Source organism: Streptomyces prunicolor (assembly GCF_045162825.1).
Taxonomy (GTDB): Bacteria; Actinomycetota; Actinomycetes; order Streptomycetales; family Streptomycetaceae; genus Streptomyces; species Streptomyces prunicolor.
Window position 1 is genome coordinate 9,890,490 of record NZ_CP108676.1, and the last position, 18,680, is coordinate 9,909,169.

An 18,680-nucleotide genomic window follows, 5' to 3' on the forward strand; every position below is an offset into this window, starting at 1 on the left:
GTCTATGCGAGCACGCCGTGTGGTGCCCGGTGACCTGCGGGGGTGCGGGGGCGTCGGTGCTGTGACACGTTGGAAGACACGGATGCCAGTTGCCGCACAGTCGCCGCACGGAAGAAGGCCCGTGGTCATGAGCACTCCCGGATTCGGTTTCGGACGCAGCCCCTTCGAGGAATTCGACGAGCTGATGTCCCGGTATTTCGGCGGTTCGGGTCCGGCGGCACCATCGCGCCGGGCACAGCGCGTCGACATCGGGAGTCTTCTCTCCGAACGGGCCCGTGAGCTGGTGGCCCAGGCGCGGGACATCGCCGCCGTCGAGGGCAGCGAGGAACTCGACGCCCGGCATCTGCTGGCCGCCGCCACCGAGCAGGAGTCGGCCCGGCGGCTGCTCGCCGAGGCGGGCGCGGACCCCGACCGGATCCGCGAGCGGCTCGCCGCCGGGGCCGAGGGCGGCCTGAAGACCGAACCCACCACACTCACCCCGGCCGCCAAGCGGGCCCTGCTCGACGCGTACCAGATCTCCCGCGCTGAGGACTCCTCCTATATCGGCCCCGAACACCTGCTGCGGGCCCTGGCCGCCAACCCAGAGTCGGCCGCCGGACAGGCCCTCGCGGGCGGCGGCTGGGAGGGCGACCGGGTGCCCACCGGCTCCGAGCCCGAGCGGAAGAAGCCCAGCAGCACGCCCACCGTCGACGAGTACGGGCGCGACCTCACCGAGGACGCCCGGGCCGGTCGGCTCGACCCGGTGATCGGGCGGGACGAGGAGGTCGAGCAGACCATCGAGGTGCTGTCCCGGCGCAGCAAGAACAACCCCGTCCTCATCGGCGACCCCGGCGTCGGCAAGACCGCCGTCGTCGAGGGCATCGCCCAGCGGATCATCGCCGGTGACGTGCCGAAGACCCTGGCGGGCAAGCGGCTCGTCTCGCTGGACCTGGCCGGGATGGTCGCCGGCACCAACTACCGGGGCGAGTTCGAGGAGCGGCTGAAGAAACTCCTCGACGAGGTGAGCGAGCACAGCGACGAACTGGTGCTGTTCCTCGACGAGTTGCACACCGTCGTCGGCGCGGGGGGAGGTGGCGACGGTGCTCTCGACGCGGGGAACATGCTCAAACCCGCCCTGGCCCGCGGGCAGTTGCACCTCATCGGTGCCACCACCGTCGACGAGTACCGCAAGTACATCGAGAAGGACTCCGCGCTGGAGCGCCGCTTCGCGCCCATCCTGATCGGCGAACCGACCGTCGACGACACCATCGAGATCCTGCGCGGCCTGCGCGACCGCTACGAGGCCCACCACCAGGTCCGTATCACCGACGAGGCCGTTGTCGCCGCGGCCGAACTCTCCGACCGGTACATCACCGCCCGCTTCCTGCCCGACAAGGCCATCGACCTGATGGACCAGGCCGCGGCACGGGTACGGCTGCGCGCCAAGACCCCGCTCTCCGACACCCGCGAGGTCGAGGACCGGCTAGCCGCCCTGAACCGGGAGAAGGACCAGGCCGTCGCCGACGAGGAGTACGAGCGGGCCAAGGAGATCCGCGACCGGATCAAGGACACCGAGGCCGAGTTGAAGGCGGGCGGCTCCGCCGAGGAGCAGGTGCCCAAGGTCACCGCCGAGGACATCGCCGAGGTCGTCTCGCGCACCACCGGCATCCCCGTCGCCCAGCTCACCGAGGAGGAACGCGCCCGGCTGATGAAGCTGGAGGAGCACCTCCACGAACGGGTCGTCGGCCAGGACGAGGCCATCACCGCCGTCGCCCGCGCCGTACGCCGCGCCCGGGCCGGCATGAGCGATCCGAACCGGCCCATCGGCAGCTTCCTCTTCCTCGGCCCGACCGGCGTCGGCAAGACCGAACTGGCCCGCGCGCTCGCCGCCGCCCTCTTCGGCGACGAGAGCCGCATGATCCGCCTCGACATGAGCGAGTTCCAGGAGCGGCACACCGTCTCCCGCCTGGTCGGCGCCCCTCCCGGATACGTCGGCCACGAGGAGGCCGGTCAACTCACCGAGGCCGTCCGCAGGCAGCCGTACGCCGTGCTGCTGCTCGACGAGGTCGAGAAGGCGCACCCCGATGTCTTCAACACCCTGCTGCAACTCCTCGACGACGGACGGCTCACCGACTCGCAGGGGCGCACCGTCGACTTCAAGAACACCGTCGTGATCATGACGTCGAACATCGGCGCCGACCGCATCCTCGCGGCGGGCGTCGACGACTACGCCAAGGTCCGCGAGACGGTGATGCCGGTCCTGAACCAGCACTTCCGGCCCGAGTTCCTCAACCGCATCGACGAGATCATCGTCTTCCGCGGCCTGGAACGCGCCCAACTCCGCGACATCGTCGACCTGTTGCTGGAACACACCCGGCGCAGGCTGCACGCCCAGGACGTCACCCTGGAAGTCACGGACGCGGCGGCCGACCTGCTCGCGAACCTGGGCTATCAACCCGACTTCGGCGCCCGCCCGTTGCGCCGCACCATCCAGCGCGAGGTCGACGACCGGCTTGCCGACATGCTCCTCGCCGGCGGACTGAACGCGGGCGACCAGGCGCAGGTCGACGCGACCGACGGCACGATCGAGATCAGGGCACGACAGGCGGCCGAGCACTAGCCCGACCGCATTCGCACCCCTCAGGGAGACAGGCATGAGCAGTTATCGAGTCGCGCAAGTCAGCGCGGCCGGCGGCGAGTTCACGATCGCCGAGCGCGACGTACCGGAGCCGGGACCGGGCCATGTGCGGATCGCCGTGGAAGCGTGCGGGATCTGCCACAGCGATACCTTCTTCGTGAACGCCGGAGTACCGGGCGTACGGTTCCCGCTCGTCACCGGGCACGAGATCGCCGGGCACATCGACGCGCTCGGCGAGGGCGCCTCGGACAGCGGCTGGCGGGTCGGCGACCGGGTGTCCGTCGGCTGGTTCGGCGGCAGCTGCGGCCACTGCACCCCGTGCAGGCAGGGCGACTTCATCGTCTGCGAGAACATGAAGGTGCCCGGCTGGGCGTACGACGGAGGCTTCGCGGAGATGACCGTGGCGCCGGTCGACGCGCTCGCCCGGATCCCCGACAGCCTCTCGGCGAGCGCCGCCGCGCCCATGGGATGCGCGGGCGTGACCACGTTCAACGGGCTGCGGCGCAGTTCCGCGGGGCCGGGCGACCTGGTGGCCGTACTCGGACTGGGCGGCCTCGGTCACCTGGGCGTGCAGTACGCGGCCGCCATGGGATTCGAGACCGTGGCGATCGCACGAGGACCCGAAAAGGCCGACTTCGCCAAGCAGTTGGGCGCGCACCACTACGTCGACAGCACGGCGGACACCGATGTCGCGGACGCGCTGAAGGCCCTCGGCGGCGCCAAGGTCGTGCTGGCCACGGCGGGCAACGCCGACGCCGCCACCGCGACGGTGGAGGGGCTGCGACCCCGCGGCGAACTGGTCGTCATCGGGGCGGACACCGCGCCGTTGGGGATCAGCCCGCTCCAACTGCTCATGAGCGCCAAGGTCGTTCGGGGCCACCCGTCCGGCACCGCGCAGGACGTGCAGGACACCCTGGCCTTCAGCGCCCTGCACAACATCCGCCCGATGGTGGAGACCGTACCCCTGGACCAGGCGGGCGAGGCCTACGAGCGGATGCTGTCCGGCGCCGCGCGCTTCCGGATGGTGCTCACGCCATGAGGGAGGCGAGCCGCCGGTAGGAGTCCAGCAGGGCCTCGCGGTCGTAGGTGCTGGTGGTGACGAGGACCTCGTCGGCCGCCGTCTCCTTCAGTACCGTCTCCAGCTCGTGGGCCACCTGTTCCTCGGTGCCCGCGAGCTGTCCGCTGAGCCCGGCCTCGTAGAACCCGAACTCCTTGTCGGTCATGGGCAGTTGCTCCACGTGCTCGGCGGGCGGGAGTGGTGGGAAGGTGCCGTGGGTGCGCGAGTACGCCATCGACCAGGTCTCCGGGACGAGGAGTCGTCGGGCCGCCTCGGGGGTGGCGGCCACGGCGATGGTGCCCGAGATGACGACGTACGGCTGCGCGGCCCACGGGGAGGGGCGGAAGCGGGCGCGATAGTGGTCGATGCCGTGCCGCATCTTGTCGCGGTTGCGGAGGTCGCCGATGACCATCGGCAGACCGGCCCGGGCCGCGATGTCGGCGCCCTCGCCCATCGCGAGCACGAAGGGTGGCACGCTCAGGCCCTCGGAGGGCCGCGCGTGCGCGCCGGTGGGTGACGTGCCGCGGAACCAGTCGAGGAGTTCGTCGAGTTGCCCGGCGAAGTCGTCGGCGTCGTCCTTGTCGCGGCCCAACGCCTTGCGCACGCCGCCGGTGAAGCCGACCGAGCGGCCGAGGCCCATGTCGATCCGGCCCGGGAACAGCGACTCCAGCACCCCGAACTGCTCGGCCACGACGAGGGGTTGGTGATTGGGCAGCATCACCCCGCCCGTCCCGACCCGGATGCTCCGGGTGGCCGAGGCGACGGCGGCGGCCAGCACGGTCGGCGCGGAACCGGCCACCCCGGGCACGCCGTGGTGCTCCGACACCCAGAACCGGTGATAGCCCAGCTCCTCGACCTCCCGCGCCAGCCGCACGGTGTCGCGCAGCGCCTCGGCGGGCGGGTGCCCCTCGCGGGTGCGGGACCGGTCGAGGACGGAGAAGGGGGTCGAGGCGATCACGGAACTCACGTTCAGTTCAACGCCCGGGAGGCTCCGGCATTCCCGTGCGGGTCAGTCCTCGGGGCGCAGCAGACCGCGTTCGTACGCCTTCGCCAGCCGTTGCGGGACGAGGTGGCGTACGCCGTCGACGGTGACCGGCACGAGCGTGGGCGTCGTGGCCTTCCACTGAGCGCGGCGGTGGCGGGTGTTGCTGCGGGACATCTTCCGCTTGGGGACGGCCATGGGGATTCCTCCTCGGTGGGCTGGCAGGCACCGAGGACGCTATATGAAAATGGATCCCATTAGCAATTGAGGATCGTGTGCACCGTTCTCACCGCCGGGACCGGACGCGTGCGTCCCGGGGCGGGTCGATGAACTGCAGCTCCAGCGTGACGGGCGGCGCGACGATCCCGGGCCCGCCCGCGGCCGCCCACTCCAGCACTTCCTCCGTGCAGTCGTCGTCCATCGCGAACCCGACCCAGGTCGGGCGCCCGCCGGCCCGCCGTCCTGCCGCCGACGGCTGGACGACGATCACGTTGGCCTGGTCGCAAGGGCCCAGACAGTCCGTCGTACGGACGGCGAAACCGTGCTCGGCGGCACCCGCGCGCAGCCGTTCCAACTGCCAGACGTGGTCGGTGCCGGGGTGTTTGCGCGGGTCGCCGCAGCAGCAGCCCCGGCAGACGACCAGGGTGCAGGGCCGCTCACGGGCGGCGCCTATCAGGAACGTACGAGGGGCGGGGGAAGCGGCAGACATACGAGAAGCATGAGGCCAGGGCCTCGGGCGGTCGTTGCCGGGGTGCGGGCTCTGTCTAGGGTGGGCGTGTGATCGCCGACAACAAGCGCCCGCCGCTCGCCGTGTTCGACCTCGACAACACCCTCGCCGATACGGCGCACCGGCAGCGGTTCCTGGAGAACAAGCCGCGCGACTGGGACGGCTTCTTCGGTGCCGCCGCGCAGGACCCGCCGCTCGCGGAGGGTGTCGCGCTCGTGCTGGAGAGCGCCGAGGAGTGCGAGGTCGTCTATCTGACCGGGCGGCCCGAGCGCTGCCGGCGCGACACGCTCGCCTGGCTCGCCGCGCAGGGGCTGCCCGAGGGGCGGGTCTTCATGCGGCGCAACGACGACCGCAGGCCCGCCCGGCGCACCAAACTGGAGATCCTCAAGCGGCTCGCCCGCGACCGCGAGATCCGGGCTCTCGTGGACGACGACGAACTGGTCTGCGACGACGCCGAACGGGCCGGGTTCAGGGTCGTCCGGGCCCGCTGGACCTCCCCCTCCGCCGCGCTGGAGGCGGCGCAGGAGGGGGAGGGTCGGACCTGAGAGGGCGTAGGGGGATCTGAGAGGCCTGTTCGCTACGGCTGTCGGTCCTCGCCTACGGCCGTCAGTCCTCGTCCTCGATGCGGAAGCCGACCTTCAGGCCGACCTGGAAGTGCTCGATCTGCCCGTTCTCGATCTGGCCCCTGACCTGCGTCACCTCGAACCAGTCGAGGCTGCGCAGGGTCTGCGCGGCGCGGGCGACGCCGTTGCGGATGGCCTGGTCGATGCCCTCGTGAGAGGTGCCGACGATCTCGGTGACCCGGTACGTGTGCTCGGACATGCGGGTACTCCTCTCGGCCGTGACGGGCGCGTCACGCGTTACTCCACCGTGCCCCAAGGCGCGGCAGTGCGCGAGACGGCCCGTCACCCGATGTCAGCGCACCACGCTCAGTGACAGCGCGAAGCGTCCCTCCCGGTCGGTCCACCAGTGGGCCAACTCCAGCCCGGTCGCCGCCAGTTCGCTGCGCACGCCCTCCTTGCGGAACTTCGCCGAGATCTCGGTGCGGAGTTCCTCGCCGGCCGTGAAGTCGACGGCGAGATCGAGCGCCGGGATCTTCACGGTCTGGTCCGTGCGGGAGCGCAGCCGCATCTCGATCCACTCGTTGGCGCTGTCCCAGAGGGCTACGTGGTCGAAGGCGTCGGCGTCGAAATCGGCACCGAGTTCGCGGTCGACCACGGTCAGGACGTTCTTGTTGAACGCGGCCGTCACCCCGGCCGCGTCGTCGTACGCCCTGACCAGGACCTGCTCGTCCTTCACCAGGTCCGTGCCGAGCAGCAGCGCGTCGCCGGGGGAGAGGAGCGAGCGGAGGCCGGCGAAGAACGTGGCGCGCTCCGCCGGGAGCAGGTTGCCGATCGTGCCGCCGAGGAACGCCAGGAGCCGGGGTCCCGGTGTCTCCGGCAGGGTGAGGTCGCCGGTGAAGTCGGCGATCAGGGCGTGCACGTCGAGACCCGGGCGCTCGTCGATGAGGGCGTGCCCGGCCTGCGTGAGCGCGCTCTCGCTGACGTCGACCGGGACGTACACGGCCAGGCCGGTGAGCGCGTCCAGCAGGTGCCGTGTCTTGTCCGAGGAGCCGGAGCCCAGCTCGACGAGCGTGCGGGCGCCGGTCGCGGCGGCGATCTCGGCCGCGCGGTCGACGAGGATCTCGCGCTCGGCGCGCGTGGGGTAGTACTCGGGCAACTCGGTGATCTGCTCGAAGAGTTCGCTGCCGTGGGCGTCGTAGAACCACTTCGGCGGGAGGGTCTTCGGGGTGCGGGTGAGGCCCTCCAGGACGTCGGCGCGCAGGGCCGCGTCGGTGGCGTCCTCGGGGAGGGTGCGGGTGAGAAGGAACGGGCTCACGTACGGGGCTCCTTCGACGGTGCGGGTGCCGGATCTTTCAGCGGGTCTTTCAGGGGGGTCAGGAGGACCTCGGTGCGGGTTGCGGTGAGCAGTGTGCGGTCGGGGGCCTCCTGCCAGTGCGGGTCGTCGTCGTAGGGCTCGGAGGCGACGACCGTGCGGCGGCCGGGCTCCGAGAGGTACCAGAGGGTGTCGCCCCAGGCCGTCGCGGCGATCGTCTCGCCGTCGGTGAGAAGGAGGTTGAGGCGGGAGCCGGGGGCCGCATGAGCGACCTCCGTCACCGTGTCGGCCAGTGCCTGGCCCTCCTCGTCGCCCGCCCGGAGCCGGTTGAGGATCAGGGCCCAGACGAACGCCGAGTCGCAGCGGGCATCAAGCGACAACAGGTCGACCGGCGGCAGGCGTTGGGCCAGGGCCGCGAGCGTCTGCGGCCAGCCGGTGACGGCGCCGTTGTGGCTGAACAGCCAGGGGCCCGCGGCGAACGGTGCCGCCGCGGCCTCGCCGTCCGCGCCGGCGAACGTCGCGTCCCGTACGGCGGCCAGCAGCGCGCCCGAGCGGACCACGCGGGCCAGGTCGGCGAAGGACTGGTCGCCCCAGATGGGCACGGCCCGCCGGTAGCGCCCCGGCACCGGGTCGCCCTCGGCGTACCAACCCACCCCGAAACCATCGGCGTTGACCGTCCCGTGCTTCTGCCGACGCGGTTCCCAGGACTGGCGGTACAGGCTGTGCTCGGGGTCCACGAGGAGTCGGCCGAGCGGCTCCTCGGGTCCCAGGTACGCCAGCTGACGGCACATCAGACGGCCCCCGAGCGGGCGGTACGGAAACCGGAGAAGATCTGCCGCCGGATCGGATAGTCCCAGTTGCGGAACGTGCCCCGGCAGGCCACCTCGTCCACCGCGAACGAACCGCCCCGCAGCACCTTGTACTCGGGGCCGAAGAACACCTCCGAGTACTCCTTGTACGGGAACGCCTTGAACCCCGGGTAGGGAAGGAAGTCGCTCGACGTCCACTCCCACACGTCACCTATCAACTGGCGTACGCCGAGCGGTGATTCGCCCGCCGGATAGCTTCCGGCGGGGGCCGGGCGCAGGTGGCGTTGGCCGAGGTTGGCGTGCTCGGGGGCCGGGTCGGCGTCGCCCCACGGGTAGCGCATCGAGCGGTCGGCCGTCGGGTCGTGGCGGGCCGCCTTCTCCCACTCGGCCTCGGTGGGCAGCCGGCGTCCGGCCCAGCGGGCGTAGGCATCGGCCTCGTACCAACAGACGTGCACCACCGGCTCGTTGAGCGGTACGGCCTCCGTGACGCCGAACCGGCGCCGCAGCCACTGGCCCGCCTCCCGACGCCAGAACTCCGGTGCCGTGAGGGAGTTGCGGCGGACGTGCGCCCAGCCCTCCTTCGTCCACCAGCGCGGGTCGTCGTAGCCGCCGTCCTCGATGAACGCCAGATACGCGCCGTTCGTCACCGGAGTCGTGTCGATGTGGAACGGGGCCACATCCCGCCGGTGCGCGGGCCGTTCATTGTCCAGCGCCCATGGCTCGGTGGAGGTGCCCATGGTGAACGTGCCGCCGGGGACCAGGACTTCGGACGGACCGGTGAACAGGGGTACCGGGTCCGGGTCCGGAGCCGTCAACGCCTGTGGGCCCGTGCGGAGTTGATGGGTGATCAACATCGTTTCGTCGTGCTGCTGTTCGTGCTGGGCGACCATCCCGAAGGCGAAGCCCATGTCGGTGAGCCGGGTGCCGCGGAAGGCGTGGCTCCCCAGGATGTCTGTCACCCGGCCGCGTACCTCGGCCGCGTACTGCCGGGCCTCCGCGGGCGGCAGCAGCGGCAGCGAGGGGCGTTCGGAGCGCGGGTGCTCGAACGCGTCGTAGAGGCCGTCGATGTCGGGCCGCATCGCGTCCCGGCCGCCGACGGCGCGCAGTAGCCACAGTTCTTCCTGGTTGCCGATGTGTGCGAGGTCCCAGACCAGTGGGGACATCAACGGCGAGACCTGGGCGGTGAGTTCGGGCTCGTCCACACAGCTCGTCAGGAGCGTCGTGCGGTCCCGGGCCGTGGTGAGGGTGGTCAACGCCCGTTGCCTGAGCGCCTCGATATCGATGTCAGCGGAGGTGTCGGCGCCGGTGTCGGCGGCGATGTAGGCGTCGGTCATGTGCGGATGTCCTTCCCGTGCGGGCGGCTGTCCGTGCCGCGCACGCGGTCGAGCAGATCGTCGGCGGGGCAGCGGCCCCGGACTACATAGCGGTCGAAGTACGCGCGGACGGCATCCGTGACCTCGGAGGTCGCGCCCAGCCGGGGCAGGGCCTCCAGGGCCGCCGCGAAGCAGACGAGGGCGACCTCGTGCAGCTCCGGGTCGGACAGCCCGTAGCGGGCTGCGTCGATCCACAGCGGGTTGTGCGGCGCGGGCAGCCCCTGGGTCCGCTCGGCCAGCGGCTTCACGGCCCGGTAGGCGGTCTCGGCGGCCTCGGGGTCGTCGAACAGCGCCGTCGTCACGGCCAGCGGCACGATCCAGCCGTCGTCGCCGGGCTGCGCGTCGATCATGCGCAGTTCCAGGTGGCCACGCGGTCTGACCGGTGGGAACAGCGTCGAGACGTGGTAGTCGAGGTCCTCACGGGTCGGCGGCCTGGGCGCCCCCGACCTGATCCACTCCCGGAACGTCAGCTCCTCCGGGACCTCCCACGGGCCGCTGTCCTGCCGTATGCACATCACCGGTGAGTCCAGGACGTGATCGGTCCAGGCGTCGCGCGGCTGCGCGTCCAGGGTCGGACCGCCCGCGCGACCGGGGCCGATCTCCATCCAGATCAGCTGCCGGGTGGAGCGCCAGCCGGTCGGACTGCGGCCGACCAACGGGGAGTTGGCGAACGCGGCCACCAGGACCGCGCCCAGCTGGTGCGCCAGCCACCAGCGCCGCCCGAGGCCGAGCGGACCCGGCTCCTCGTAACCGGCGTCCAGGCACACCTGCACGGACGCCGAGGTGCACATCATGCGGCGGCCGGCAGGGCCGGTGCGGTCGAGGCAGCGCTCCATCGCCTCGTAGCGCGGCTCTTGCAGGAACCGGCGCGGCGGGTGCCAGGGATCATGGCCGACGCCGACCAGCCCCAGGCCGTCGCGGCGCAGCACCGCGCGGACGGCGTCCAGGTCTTCGGAGACGGAACCGATGCACTCCATCAGGGAGGCGGCGGGCGACGAGCTGAGTTCCAGCTGGCCGCCGGGCTCTACGGTGAGCGCCGACCTCAGAGGCACGGTCTTCAAGGCGGTGTAGGCCGCTTCGAGTCGTTCGGGTGTCACGGGGAGCTGCGGCAGGCGCAGCTCGTGGACGAGCCATTCCACTTCGACCCCGAGCGTTCGGGGTGGACCGGTCTTGAAGCAGATGCCCCTGACCAGGGCTTCCACCTCGGGTTCGGTGACCGCGGTACGGGGCTCCGTACAGTCGCTACAGTCACTTGCCGTATCGGACATGTCGGGATCCTCCTGAGATTCCACCATGTCACCGGCCCGGTTTCGGTTGGGCCCGGGTCGGCACACTCGTACCACCCAAGACCCTCGCGCCGAGTCGCACAAGGGTGCGTATCGGCACGTTCGGGATCGGTAATATCCGGTTCTCCGGCCGTTCGCCGGACCCGGAAACTCTGTTGCACCGCACGACCAGCATCGCTCACGATGACTGTATGAGCACGACGGGGGAGATCACGGGGGAGTTCGCGGGGCGCGCGCTCATGGCGTACACGGGGGTTATGCCATGAGCGCGCGCCTGCGCGGCATCGCGCAGCAGACCGAGCAGATCGTCGCGGCCGGGAGCTACCGCGCGGCGGCGGACGGGCACGAGGTGTCCATCGCCGCGGAGGTCGAGGCGGCCCGTGCGGGCACGCGCGTGTACGGCCCGGAACCGGTGCGGATATCGCCGTTCTCGCCCGCGAAGACAGTCTTCGAGGTCACCGGCGAGAGCAGTCTGCAGGCCGCCCGCCGGCTCACCGGCCCGGTCGCCGTCCTGAACTTCTCCTCCGCCCGCAACCCCGGCGGCGGCTACCTCAACGGCGCACAGGCCCAGGAAGAGGCCCTGTGCCGAGCCTCCGCGCTGTACACGTGCCTGCTCGAAGCCCGCGGTTTCTACGACCATCACCGCGCCCACCGTGACCCGTTCTACACGGACCGCGTCATCCACTCACCGGCCGTCCCCGTCTTCCGCGACGACAAGGGCCGGCTCCTGGGCGAGCCGTTCACCGCCGGTTTCCTGACGGCCGCCGCTCCGAACGCGGGGGTCGTGCTGCGTACGGCACCGGAGCGCGCGGCCGAGCTGCCGCACGCCGTCGCCGTACGGGCGGAGCGGGTGCTGGAGACGGCCGTGGCGCACGGCTATCGGCGGCTGGTCCTGGGGGCGTGGGGCTGCGGGGTGTTCCAGAACGACCCGGCGCAGGTCGTGGGCGCGTTCCACACGTTGCTCGGGCCGGGCGGACGGTTCGCCTCGGCCTTCGAGCACGTGGTGTTCGGCGTCCTGGACCGCACACCGGGTGCCACGGTCCGGGACGCGTTCGTACGGGCCTTTCCGGAGCGTCAGCTCCAGAGCTAGCCCCGTAGGTCAAGCAGTGCCGGCCGCTCAGGTCCAGCCGTAGCGCTCGTGCAGCCGGTGCCGGACGAGGTTGAAGCGCATCTGGTCGATCGCGCAGGCCTCGCGGCGCATGCCGTCCTCGTGCAGGCGCAGGACGCGGTCCACGTCGACCCACGAGTCGCGGCCGGACTTGTCCCACGGGCCGCTGCCGATCGCCACCCACTCGCGGTCACCGTCGTGGCGCTTGCTGGACAGCTGGACGGCGAGCAGGGTCCCGCCGGGCTCACGGGCCACGACGAGCACCGGGCGGTCCTTGCCCCGGCCGTCGTTCTCCTCGAACGGCACCCAGGTCCAGACGATCTCACCGGGGTCGGGGTCGCCGTCGTGCGCGGGGGAGTACTCGGTACGAACCTTGCCGACCTCACGGGGGTCGGCCTCGGTCGTGGCGGAGGGGCCGAAGCGGCCCGGAACGTTCTCATCGGTAAAGGCGGTCACGGAGGCACCTTAGAACGTGCCTCCGTGACCGCGGACGCCGGGCGCCCGTCAGACGATCACTTCTCGTCCTTCTCCACCGGTACCTTCTGCGACGGTGGTGCCGTGCTCCCGTTCAGGGCCGAAGTCCCGTTCGGGGTCTGCCCGTTCTGGTTCATGGAGGAGAGCAGCTGGCGGGCCAGACCGAGGCCCGTGCCGCCCATCGTGAGCGCCTTGGCGAGCATCTCCGCCATGCCGTCCGCCCCGTTGAGGACCACCATGTTGTCGATGCTGCCGAACGCGGACGCGCCCGCCTTCACGATCTCCGGCCAGTTCTCGGCCAGTTGCTGCGCGACCACCGCCTCCTGGTTCTCGGCGAGAGCGGCCGCCCGCGCCTTGATGGCCTCCGCCTCGGCGAGACCCTGGGCCCGGGTCGCCTCGGCGGCGGCGAGACCCTTCGCCTGGGCGGCGGCGGCCTCGGCCTCACCGGTCGCCCTGGTCGCCGTCGCTGCGGCGGCACCGCGTGCCTGGGTCGCCTCGGCCTCGGCGATCGCGGCCGTCTTGATCCGGCTCGCCTCCGCCAGGGCCGCCAACTCGGTCTCCTTCGCCTTGGCTTGAGCCGCGGAGATCCGTGCGTCACGCTCGGCCTCGGCACGCGCCCGGGTCTCGTACGCCTGGGCGTCCGCGGGCTTGCGGACGTCCGCCTGGAGCTGCTGTTCCCGGCGCAGGGCGTCGAGTTCGGCGATCCGGGTCTCCTGTACGACGACGTCCTGCCGGGCCGCGGCGTCCGCGAGGGGTCCGGCCTGTCGGGCCTTCGCCGCCGCCTTGTCGCGCTCGGCCTGGTAGCCGGCCTGGAGGATCTCGCTGTCCCGGGTGGCCTCCGACATCCGTGCCGCGGCCTTCTGTTCGGCCTCGGTGGCAAGACGGTTGGCCTCGGCCTGCGCGATGCGCGCGTCCCGCTGCACGGCGGCGGCGTGCGGCATCGCGAGGTTCTTGATGTACCCGGTCGGGTCCTCGATCTCGTGGATCTGCAGCGAGTCCACGATCAGACCCAGTTTCTCCATCTCCGTACCGCACGCGGCACGGGTCTGCCCCGTCAGCTTCTCCCGGTCGCGGATCATGTCCTCGACCGTCAACCCGCCCACGATGGACCGGAGATGACCGGCGAACACGTTGTGCACCCGCTCCGACATCATCTTCTGCTGGTCGAGGAAACGCCGTCCCGCGTTGGCGATCGACACGAAGTCGTCGCCCACCTTGAAGATGACCACACCCCGCACCTTGAGCGGAATGCCCTGGGTGGTCACACAATCCACGTGCAGCTCGGTCTCGTTGAGGTCCAACGAGATCTTGCGCACCGCCTGCACACCCGGCAGCACCAGCGTGCCGCGCCCCGTGACGATGCGGAACCCCATGCCTTCCTCAAGGCCTTCGGTACGGTGCTTGGAGCCCGAGATGATGAGTGCCTCGTTGGGCTCCGCGACCCGCCACATCGACTTGAACAGGCCTATCAGTACGAGAACGGCGAGAACCGCCACCCCCGCTACGACGCCGATGACCATCGGCATACGCCCCCTTTTGATGGTGCCCTTTCGGCACCGAACGAAGGGAGTGTGCGCCTGCGCGACACCGGGGTACAGACGCTGACGGATCCTTGTTGCAATCTTGACGCATACGCCCCCGAAACGCTCTCACCTGCGAAGGAGGGGGCTCAACTGTCGTATGCCTGCGTGACGTAGACCGTCCTCGGCGGCAGGTACTCCACCACCATCACCACGGTGCCCCGCTCGATCCGGTCCGTGCCCGTGGCCGCGTACGCGAGGAAGTGCTCGGCGCCCCCGCGCACCCGGACGATCACCTCGCCGACGAGCCCGGGCCCGACCGTCCCGGTGACCCGCCCCATCAGCCCGACCATCGACGCATCCTGCATGGTCACAGGGTACGGGCCCAACCCGCCTATGCCGCCGGGGTTTCGGCGGCGATCGGCTCCGGCCACCTCTCGTGCCAGCGCAGGTCCGCCTCCAACTGCGCGGCGAGCGACAGCAGAAGAGGCTCGCTGTTCGACGGTCCCAACAGCTGGGCGCCGACCGGGAGTCCGCCCGCCACGAAGCCCGCGGGGACGTTGACGCCGGGCCAGCCGAGGATGTTCCACGGCCAGGCGTAGGGGCAGGCGGCGACCATCGCGCGGTCGGTGGCCAGGCTGCCCAGGTCGAGCATCGCGCCAACGAGAGGCGGGGGAGCGGCAGTCGTCGGCGCGAGAACCACGTCGTACCTCCCGAAGAACACGCCGAACCGGTCGTGCAGGGTCGCCTCCGCGCGCCGCGCCGCCCGCAGCGGGGCCCCGCCGAGCCGTCGGCCCAGGCGCGCGGCCTCCAGGGTGCGGGGGTCGAGGAGTTCGGGGTACGGCGCCTCGCGGACCCGCTCGGCGAGACCGGCCGTGGCGCGGGGGAGGAAGGTCAAGCCGATCTGCCCGTACGGCGGATCGTCCTCAACGACCGTGTGGCCCAACTGGGCCAGTCTCTCGGCGAGTTCGAGGACCCGAGCCCGTACGTCCGGTCGCAGTCGGGCCGGCAGCGCGGTGAACGGCGGCTTCAGGGAGAGGGCGATGCGCAGTCGGCCGGGGTCGCGGCCCACCGCCTCCGACAGGGTGAGCGGGGGCGGTTGGTGCGGGTCCCGTGCGTGGTTGCCGCTCGCCGCGTCCAGGAGCAGGGCGGCGTCCGCGACCGTACGGGCGAGGGTGCCGTTGACCGTGATGCCCTGGAAGGACTCGCCGCGCGGCCAGGTCGAGATGCGCCCGCGCTGCGGCTTGACGCCGATGAGATGGGTCCAGGCGGCCGGGATGCGCACCGAACCGGCGCCGTCCGAGCCGAGCGCGGCCGGGACCAGTCCCGCGGCGACCGCCGCCGCCGACCCACCGGACGAACCCCCGGGCGTATGACGGGAGTTCCACGGATTGCGGGTCGCGCCGAACGCGGGCCCCTCGGTGAAGGGCCACTGCCCGAGTTCGCAGGTGTTGGTCTTCCCGACGATCACGGCACCGGCCGCGCGCAGCCGGCGTACGGCCTCGCCGTCCTCCGCCACCGGCGCGAACTCGCCCCGGCAGCCGAACGCGGTCGGCTCGCCCGCCACGTCCATGTCGTCCTTGACGGCGACCGGCACGCCGAGCAGCGGTTTGCGGACTCCGGCGGCCAGTTCCTTGTCCGCGGCTTCGGCCTCGGCGAGCGCCGCCTCCCGCCGTACGATCCGAAAGGCGTTCAGGGAGGGCTGGGTCGACTCGATCCGGGCCAGGGTCTCCTCGGTCAGGGCACGCGCGGTCACCTCCCCGGCGGCCAGTGCGCGGGCGGACTCGGCCAGGCCTGCGGAACGGTCGGGCGTCATGCGGCACCTCCGGAAGCGCGTGGTCTACCGAACGGTAACGTCCGGGCGGGCGGTGTGCTGCGGTTGCGGCAACTCCCCGCGTGGCGTGGACGATTGGCCGCACACCGGCCGTACGCCACAGGCGTCCCACAGAGATCATCCAGCATTGCGCAAACCATTGACGTGCTCCTGACCCACCCCTACCTTCTGACCGAATTCACGAACTGGGTTCGATATCACGAACATCGAGTCTCCGGGAGAGCCGCCCGTGACCACACGTCCCCCCCCGCCGTCCCGCCGTACCCTGCTGCGCGCGCTGGCCGTGCTGCCCGCCTCGGCACTCGTCCTGGGCGAGGCCCCCGGACTGCTCGGCACGGCCCTGGCCGCCGCCCCGGCGAGCGGCTACGCCACCCGCTACACGATCGTCCCGTTCCTCAACAGCGACGACGGCACGGTCAACGTGTACCAGTCCGACGACGCCACCGACTTCCGCCTCGTCCAGGCCTCGGCCTACACCCCGCCGAGCAACCGCATCCGCGACGCGAGCGTGTTCAAGCACACCGACGGCTACTACTACCTGACGTACACCACCCACACCTGGGAGGACGTCAGCACCACCATCGGCTTCGCGCGCAGCTCGGACCGGGTCGACTGGACGTTCCTGTACGACTACACGGTCCCGATCACGAACCTGTCCCGTGCGTGGGCGCCCGAGTGGTTCGTGGACAGCGACGGCAGTGTCAACGTCATCGTGTCGTGCTCGACCACCGACGACGAGTGGATCTTCACGCCGTACCGGCTGAAGGCGTCCAACTCCGCGCTGACGGCCTGGAGTTCACCGGTCGCGCTGTCCGGCATCGGCTCCAACCACATCGACACGTACATCGTGCGGATCGGCTCGACCTACCACGCCTTCACGAAGAACGAGACGGCGAAGTACATCGAGTACGGCACCGCCGGCAGCCTCACCGGCCCCTACACGCTCTCGAAGACCGGCGACTGGGCCGGCTGGGGCAGCTACCGCGAGGGTCCCTCGGTGGTGCAGCTTGACAACGGCGGCTGGCGGATCTTCTTCGACGGCTACGGCGACGGCACCTACTACTACAGCGACAGCTACGACACCTTCGCCACCTGGTCCGCGCCGACCGCGCTGACCACCCTCTCCGGTACGGCACGCCACTTCACGGTCATCAAGGAGACGGTGTCCGGCGGCCCGAGCCTGGCGACCGGCGTCACCCGCTCCTTCCGGTCCGCCAACTACACCACCCGCTACTGGCAGGAGGTGTCCTCGCTGCTCAACCTGCCGGTGGTGACCAGCGCCAGCACCACCGCCCTGAAGCAGGCGTCCACGTTCACCGTCGTCGCGGGCCTCGCCGACTCGACGGGCTTCTCCTTCCGGGACGCAGCCGGCAACTACCTGCGCCACTACGACTTCCGGGGCCGCTTCGACGCGAACGACGGCACGTCGACCTTCGCCGGGGACGCCACGTTCTACGCCCGGACCGGCGCCACCACCGGCGCGCTGCGCTTCGAGTCGTACAACTACCCCGGCTACTACCTGCGCCACTACAACTACCAACTGCGCGTGGACCCGACGGACGGCACGGACCTCTTCCGGACCGACAGTTCGTTCGTGCCCGTGACGGCCTGGGCCTGAGGTGTGACTGCGGCGTGCTGAAGCGGGGCAAGATGCTGGTGAGAACGATCGGCCATGGCCTGGAGGCGCTGGGCGCATGAGTGGTACGGCAGGAACCCGGATCCGCGAACTGATCGTCACCCCGATCGCCTTCCGCGACCCGCCCCTCCTCAACTCGAACGGCGTCCACGAGCCCCTTGCTCTGCGGTCCGTCCTCCAACTCGTCCTGGAGGACGGCACCGTGGGGCTCGGCGAGTCCACGGGCGGAACGGTGCGGCTGGAGCGACTTGAGGCGGCGGCGAAGGTCGTCGTAGGCATGGACGTCTTCGACACGACGGCCCTCGTCGCCGCGATCGACGCGGCCCTGCTGCCGACCGTCCCCAGCTCCCACGAACGCGGCTGGACCAGCTCGGCGGTCGAGGTGGCCTGCCTCGACGCACAGGGCAAGCTGCTCGGACGCCCGGTCAGCGACCTGCTCGGCGGCAAGGTCCGCGACGCCGTGCCCTTCGCCGCGTACCTCTTCTACAAGTGGGCCGAACACCCCGCCCTCGACGGCAGACCCGCGGTCGGCGACGACTGGGGCGAGGCGCTGGACCCGGCCGGGATCGTCGAGCAGGCCCGGCTGATGCAACAGCGCTACGGCTTCCGGTCGTTCAAGCTCAAGGGCGGTGTCTTCCCGCCCGAGGAGGAGATCGCCGCGATCAGGGCACTGGCCGAGGCCTTCCCCGGGCGACCGCTGCGGCTCGACCCCAACACGGCCTGGACGCCCGAGACATCGGCGTACGTGGCCCGTCAACTGGACGGCGTCCTGGAGTACTTGGAGGACCCGACCGCCACCATCCCCGGCATGGCCCAGGTCGCGAAGGAGTCACCGCTCCCACTTGCCACCAACATGTGCGTGGTCGCCTGGGAGCACCTGCGGCCCGCGATCGAGCAGCGCGCGATCCAGGTGCTGCTCACCGACCACCACTACTGGGGCGGGCTGCGCCGGACCCGTGAACTGGCCGTCGTCTGCGAGGTGTTCGGGCTCGGCCTGTCCATGCACTCCAACTCGCACCTGGGCATCAGCCTCGCCGCCATGACCCATGTCGCAGCGGCCATCCCCAACCTCGACCACTCCTGCGACACGCACTACCCGTGGAACTCGGCCGACGACATCGTCCTCCCTGGGGTGCTGGAACTGCGTGACGGCGCGGTCGAGGTCCCCACCGGTCCCGGCCTCGGCGTGGAGCTCGACCACGACGCCCTCGACCGGCTGCACCGGCTCTACCTCGACTCGGGTGTGCGCGGCCGGGACGACACCGCGTACATGCGGCGGGTCCAATCCGACTACGAACTGAGACTCCCGCGCTGGTGAGGGCCGGGCTCCCCGGGTCACGACCCGGGTAGTGCGTTCCGACAAGGGTTGTGCAAAACGTTTT

The 18,680-nt window shown here is 71.0% G+C and carries 18 protein-coding genes; 6 read left to right on the forward strand and 12 right to left on the reverse strand.

Annotation, left to right across the window (positions count from 1 at the left end):
- The first annotated feature begins 127 nt into the window (after positions 1-127).
- Both OG588_RS44705 and OG588_RS44710 read left to right on the forward strand, forming a co-directional pair.
- Positions 128-2,599, forward strand: coding sequence for an ATP-dependent Clp protease ATP-binding subunit (locus OG588_RS44705; RefSeq protein ID WP_405952269.1), 2,472 nt, complete (start codon positions 128-130; stop codon positions 2,597-2,599).
- A 34-nt stretch (positions 2,600-2,633) separates the two neighbouring features.
- Complete coding sequence (locus tag OG588_RS44710; RefSeq protein WP_405952270.1) at positions 2,634-3,656, forward strand: alcohol dehydrogenase; 1,023 nt, start codon at positions 2,634-2,636, stop codon at positions 3,654-3,656.
- Here OG588_RS44710 and OG588_RS44715 read toward each other — a convergent pair.
- The 3 genes from OG588_RS44715 to OG588_RS44725 all read right to left on the reverse strand — a co-directional run bounded on the left by OG588_RS44715 (position 3,646) and on the right by OG588_RS44725 (position 5,365).
- Positions 3,646-4,641: an LLM class flavin-dependent oxidoreductase gene (locus OG588_RS44715; RefSeq protein WP_405952271.1), complete on the reverse strand. Its 996-nt coding sequence runs from the start codon at positions 4,639-4,641 to the stop codon at positions 3,646-3,648. The genes OG588_RS44710 and OG588_RS44715 overlap by 11 nt on opposite strands.
- A gap of 42 nt (positions 4,642-4,683) precedes the next feature.
- Positions 4,684-4,854: a 50S ribosomal protein L32 gene (gene rpmF, locus OG588_RS44720; protein WP_019057611.1), complete on the reverse strand. Its 171-nt coding sequence runs from the start codon at positions 4,852-4,854 to the stop codon at positions 4,684-4,686.
- Positions 4,855-4,942: 88 nt separating this feature from the next.
- A complete protein-coding gene (locus tag OG588_RS44725; RefSeq protein ID WP_405952272.1) occupies positions 4,943-5,365 on the reverse strand; it encodes a (2Fe-2S) ferredoxin domain-containing protein in 423 nt (140 codons plus the stop codon).
- A 71-nt stretch (positions 5,366-5,436) separates the two neighbouring features.
- Here OG588_RS44725 and OG588_RS44730 point away from each other — a divergent pair, with 71 nt between their 5' ends.
- Positions 5,437-5,928, forward strand: a complete 492-nt coding sequence (locus tag OG588_RS44730; RefSeq protein ID WP_405953373.1) for a hypothetical protein — start codon at positions 5,437-5,439, stop codon at positions 5,926-5,928.
- Between the two features lie 61 nt (positions 5,929-5,989).
- Here the strand turns inward: OG588_RS44730 and OG588_RS44735 are convergent, their stop codons facing one another.
- The 5 genes from OG588_RS44735 to egtA form a co-directional block, all read right to left on the reverse strand.
- On the reverse strand, positions 5,990-6,205 hold the full coding sequence (locus tag OG588_RS44735) for a dodecin (protein WP_019057614.1): 216 nt from the start codon (positions 6,203-6,205) through the stop codon (positions 5,990-5,992).
- A 93-nt stretch (positions 6,206-6,298) separates the two neighbouring features.
- A complete protein-coding gene (gene egtD, locus OG588_RS44740; RefSeq protein ID WP_405952273.1) occupies positions 6,299-7,261 on the reverse strand; it encodes an L-histidine N(alpha)-methyltransferase in 963 nt (320 codons plus the stop codon).
- A complete protein-coding gene (gene egtC / locus OG588_RS44745; RefSeq protein ID WP_405952274.1) occupies positions 7,258-8,049 on the reverse strand; it encodes an ergothioneine biosynthesis protein EgtC in 792 nt (263 codons plus the stop codon). The genes egtD and egtC overlap by 4 nt, the downstream gene beginning before the upstream one ends.
- On the reverse strand, positions 8,049-9,401 hold the full coding sequence (egtB, locus tag OG588_RS44750) for an ergothioneine biosynthesis protein EgtB (protein ID WP_405952275.1): 1,353 nt from the start codon (positions 9,399-9,401) through the stop codon (positions 8,049-8,051). Before egtB ends, egtC begins: the two co-directional genes overlap by 1 nt.
- The gene (egtA, locus tag OG588_RS44755) at positions 9,398-10,708 is read right to left on the reverse strand and encodes an ergothioneine biosynthesis glutamate--cysteine ligase EgtA (protein WP_405952276.1); all 1,311 of its coding nucleotides are present in this window, start codon (positions 10,706-10,708) and stop codon (positions 9,398-9,400) included. Before egtA ends, egtB begins: the two co-directional genes overlap by 4 nt.
- 280 nt (positions 10,709-10,988) lie before the next feature.
- Here egtA and OG588_RS44760 point away from each other — a divergent pair, with 280 nt between their 5' ends.
- Entirely contained in the window at positions 10,989-11,816 is an 828-nt protein-coding gene (locus OG588_RS44760) for a TIGR02452 family protein (protein ID WP_405952277.1), read from the forward strand.
- A 27-nt stretch (positions 11,817-11,843) separates the two neighbouring features.
- On the opposite strand, the gene OG588_RS44765 is transcribed toward OG588_RS44760, so the two are convergent.
- The 4 genes from OG588_RS44765 to OG588_RS44780 form a co-directional block, all read right to left on the reverse strand.
- A complete protein-coding gene (locus tag OG588_RS44765; protein ID WP_019057621.1) occupies positions 11,844-12,290 on the reverse strand; it encodes a type II toxin-antitoxin system PemK/MazF family toxin in 447 nt (148 codons plus the stop codon).
- A gap of 56 nt (positions 12,291-12,346) precedes the next feature.
- Complete coding sequence (locus tag OG588_RS44770; protein WP_405952278.1) at positions 12,347-13,834, reverse strand: flotillin family protein; 1,488 nt, start codon at positions 13,832-13,834, stop codon at positions 12,347-12,349.
- 143 nt (positions 13,835-13,977) lie between these two features.
- On the reverse strand, positions 13,978-14,196 hold the full coding sequence (locus OG588_RS44775) for a hypothetical protein (RefSeq protein ID WP_234444330.1): 219 nt from the start codon (positions 14,194-14,196) through the stop codon (positions 13,978-13,980).
- Between the two features lie 26 nt (positions 14,197-14,222).
- Complete coding sequence (locus OG588_RS44780; protein ID WP_405952279.1) at positions 14,223-15,644, reverse strand: amidase; 1,422 nt, start codon at positions 15,642-15,644, stop codon at positions 14,223-14,225.
- 247 nt (positions 15,645-15,891) lie between these two features.
- On the opposite strand from OG588_RS44780, the gene OG588_RS44785 reads away from it, so the two are divergent.
- Together OG588_RS44785 and OG588_RS44790 are read left to right on the forward strand one after the other, a co-directional pair.
- Positions 15,892-17,280 carry an AbfB domain-containing protein gene (locus OG588_RS44785; RefSeq protein WP_405952280.1) on the forward strand — a complete coding sequence of 463 codons (1,389 nt, stop codon included), beginning with the start codon at positions 15,892-15,894 and terminating at the stop codon, positions 17,278-17,280.
- A 76-nt stretch (positions 17,281-17,356) separates the two neighbouring features.
- Positions 17,357-18,616 carry a glucarate dehydratase family protein gene (locus OG588_RS44790; RefSeq protein WP_405952281.1) on the forward strand — a complete coding sequence of 420 codons (1,260 nt, stop codon included), beginning with the start codon at positions 17,357-17,359 and terminating at the stop codon, positions 18,614-18,616.
- Positions 18,617-18,680 lie beyond the last annotated feature (64 nt).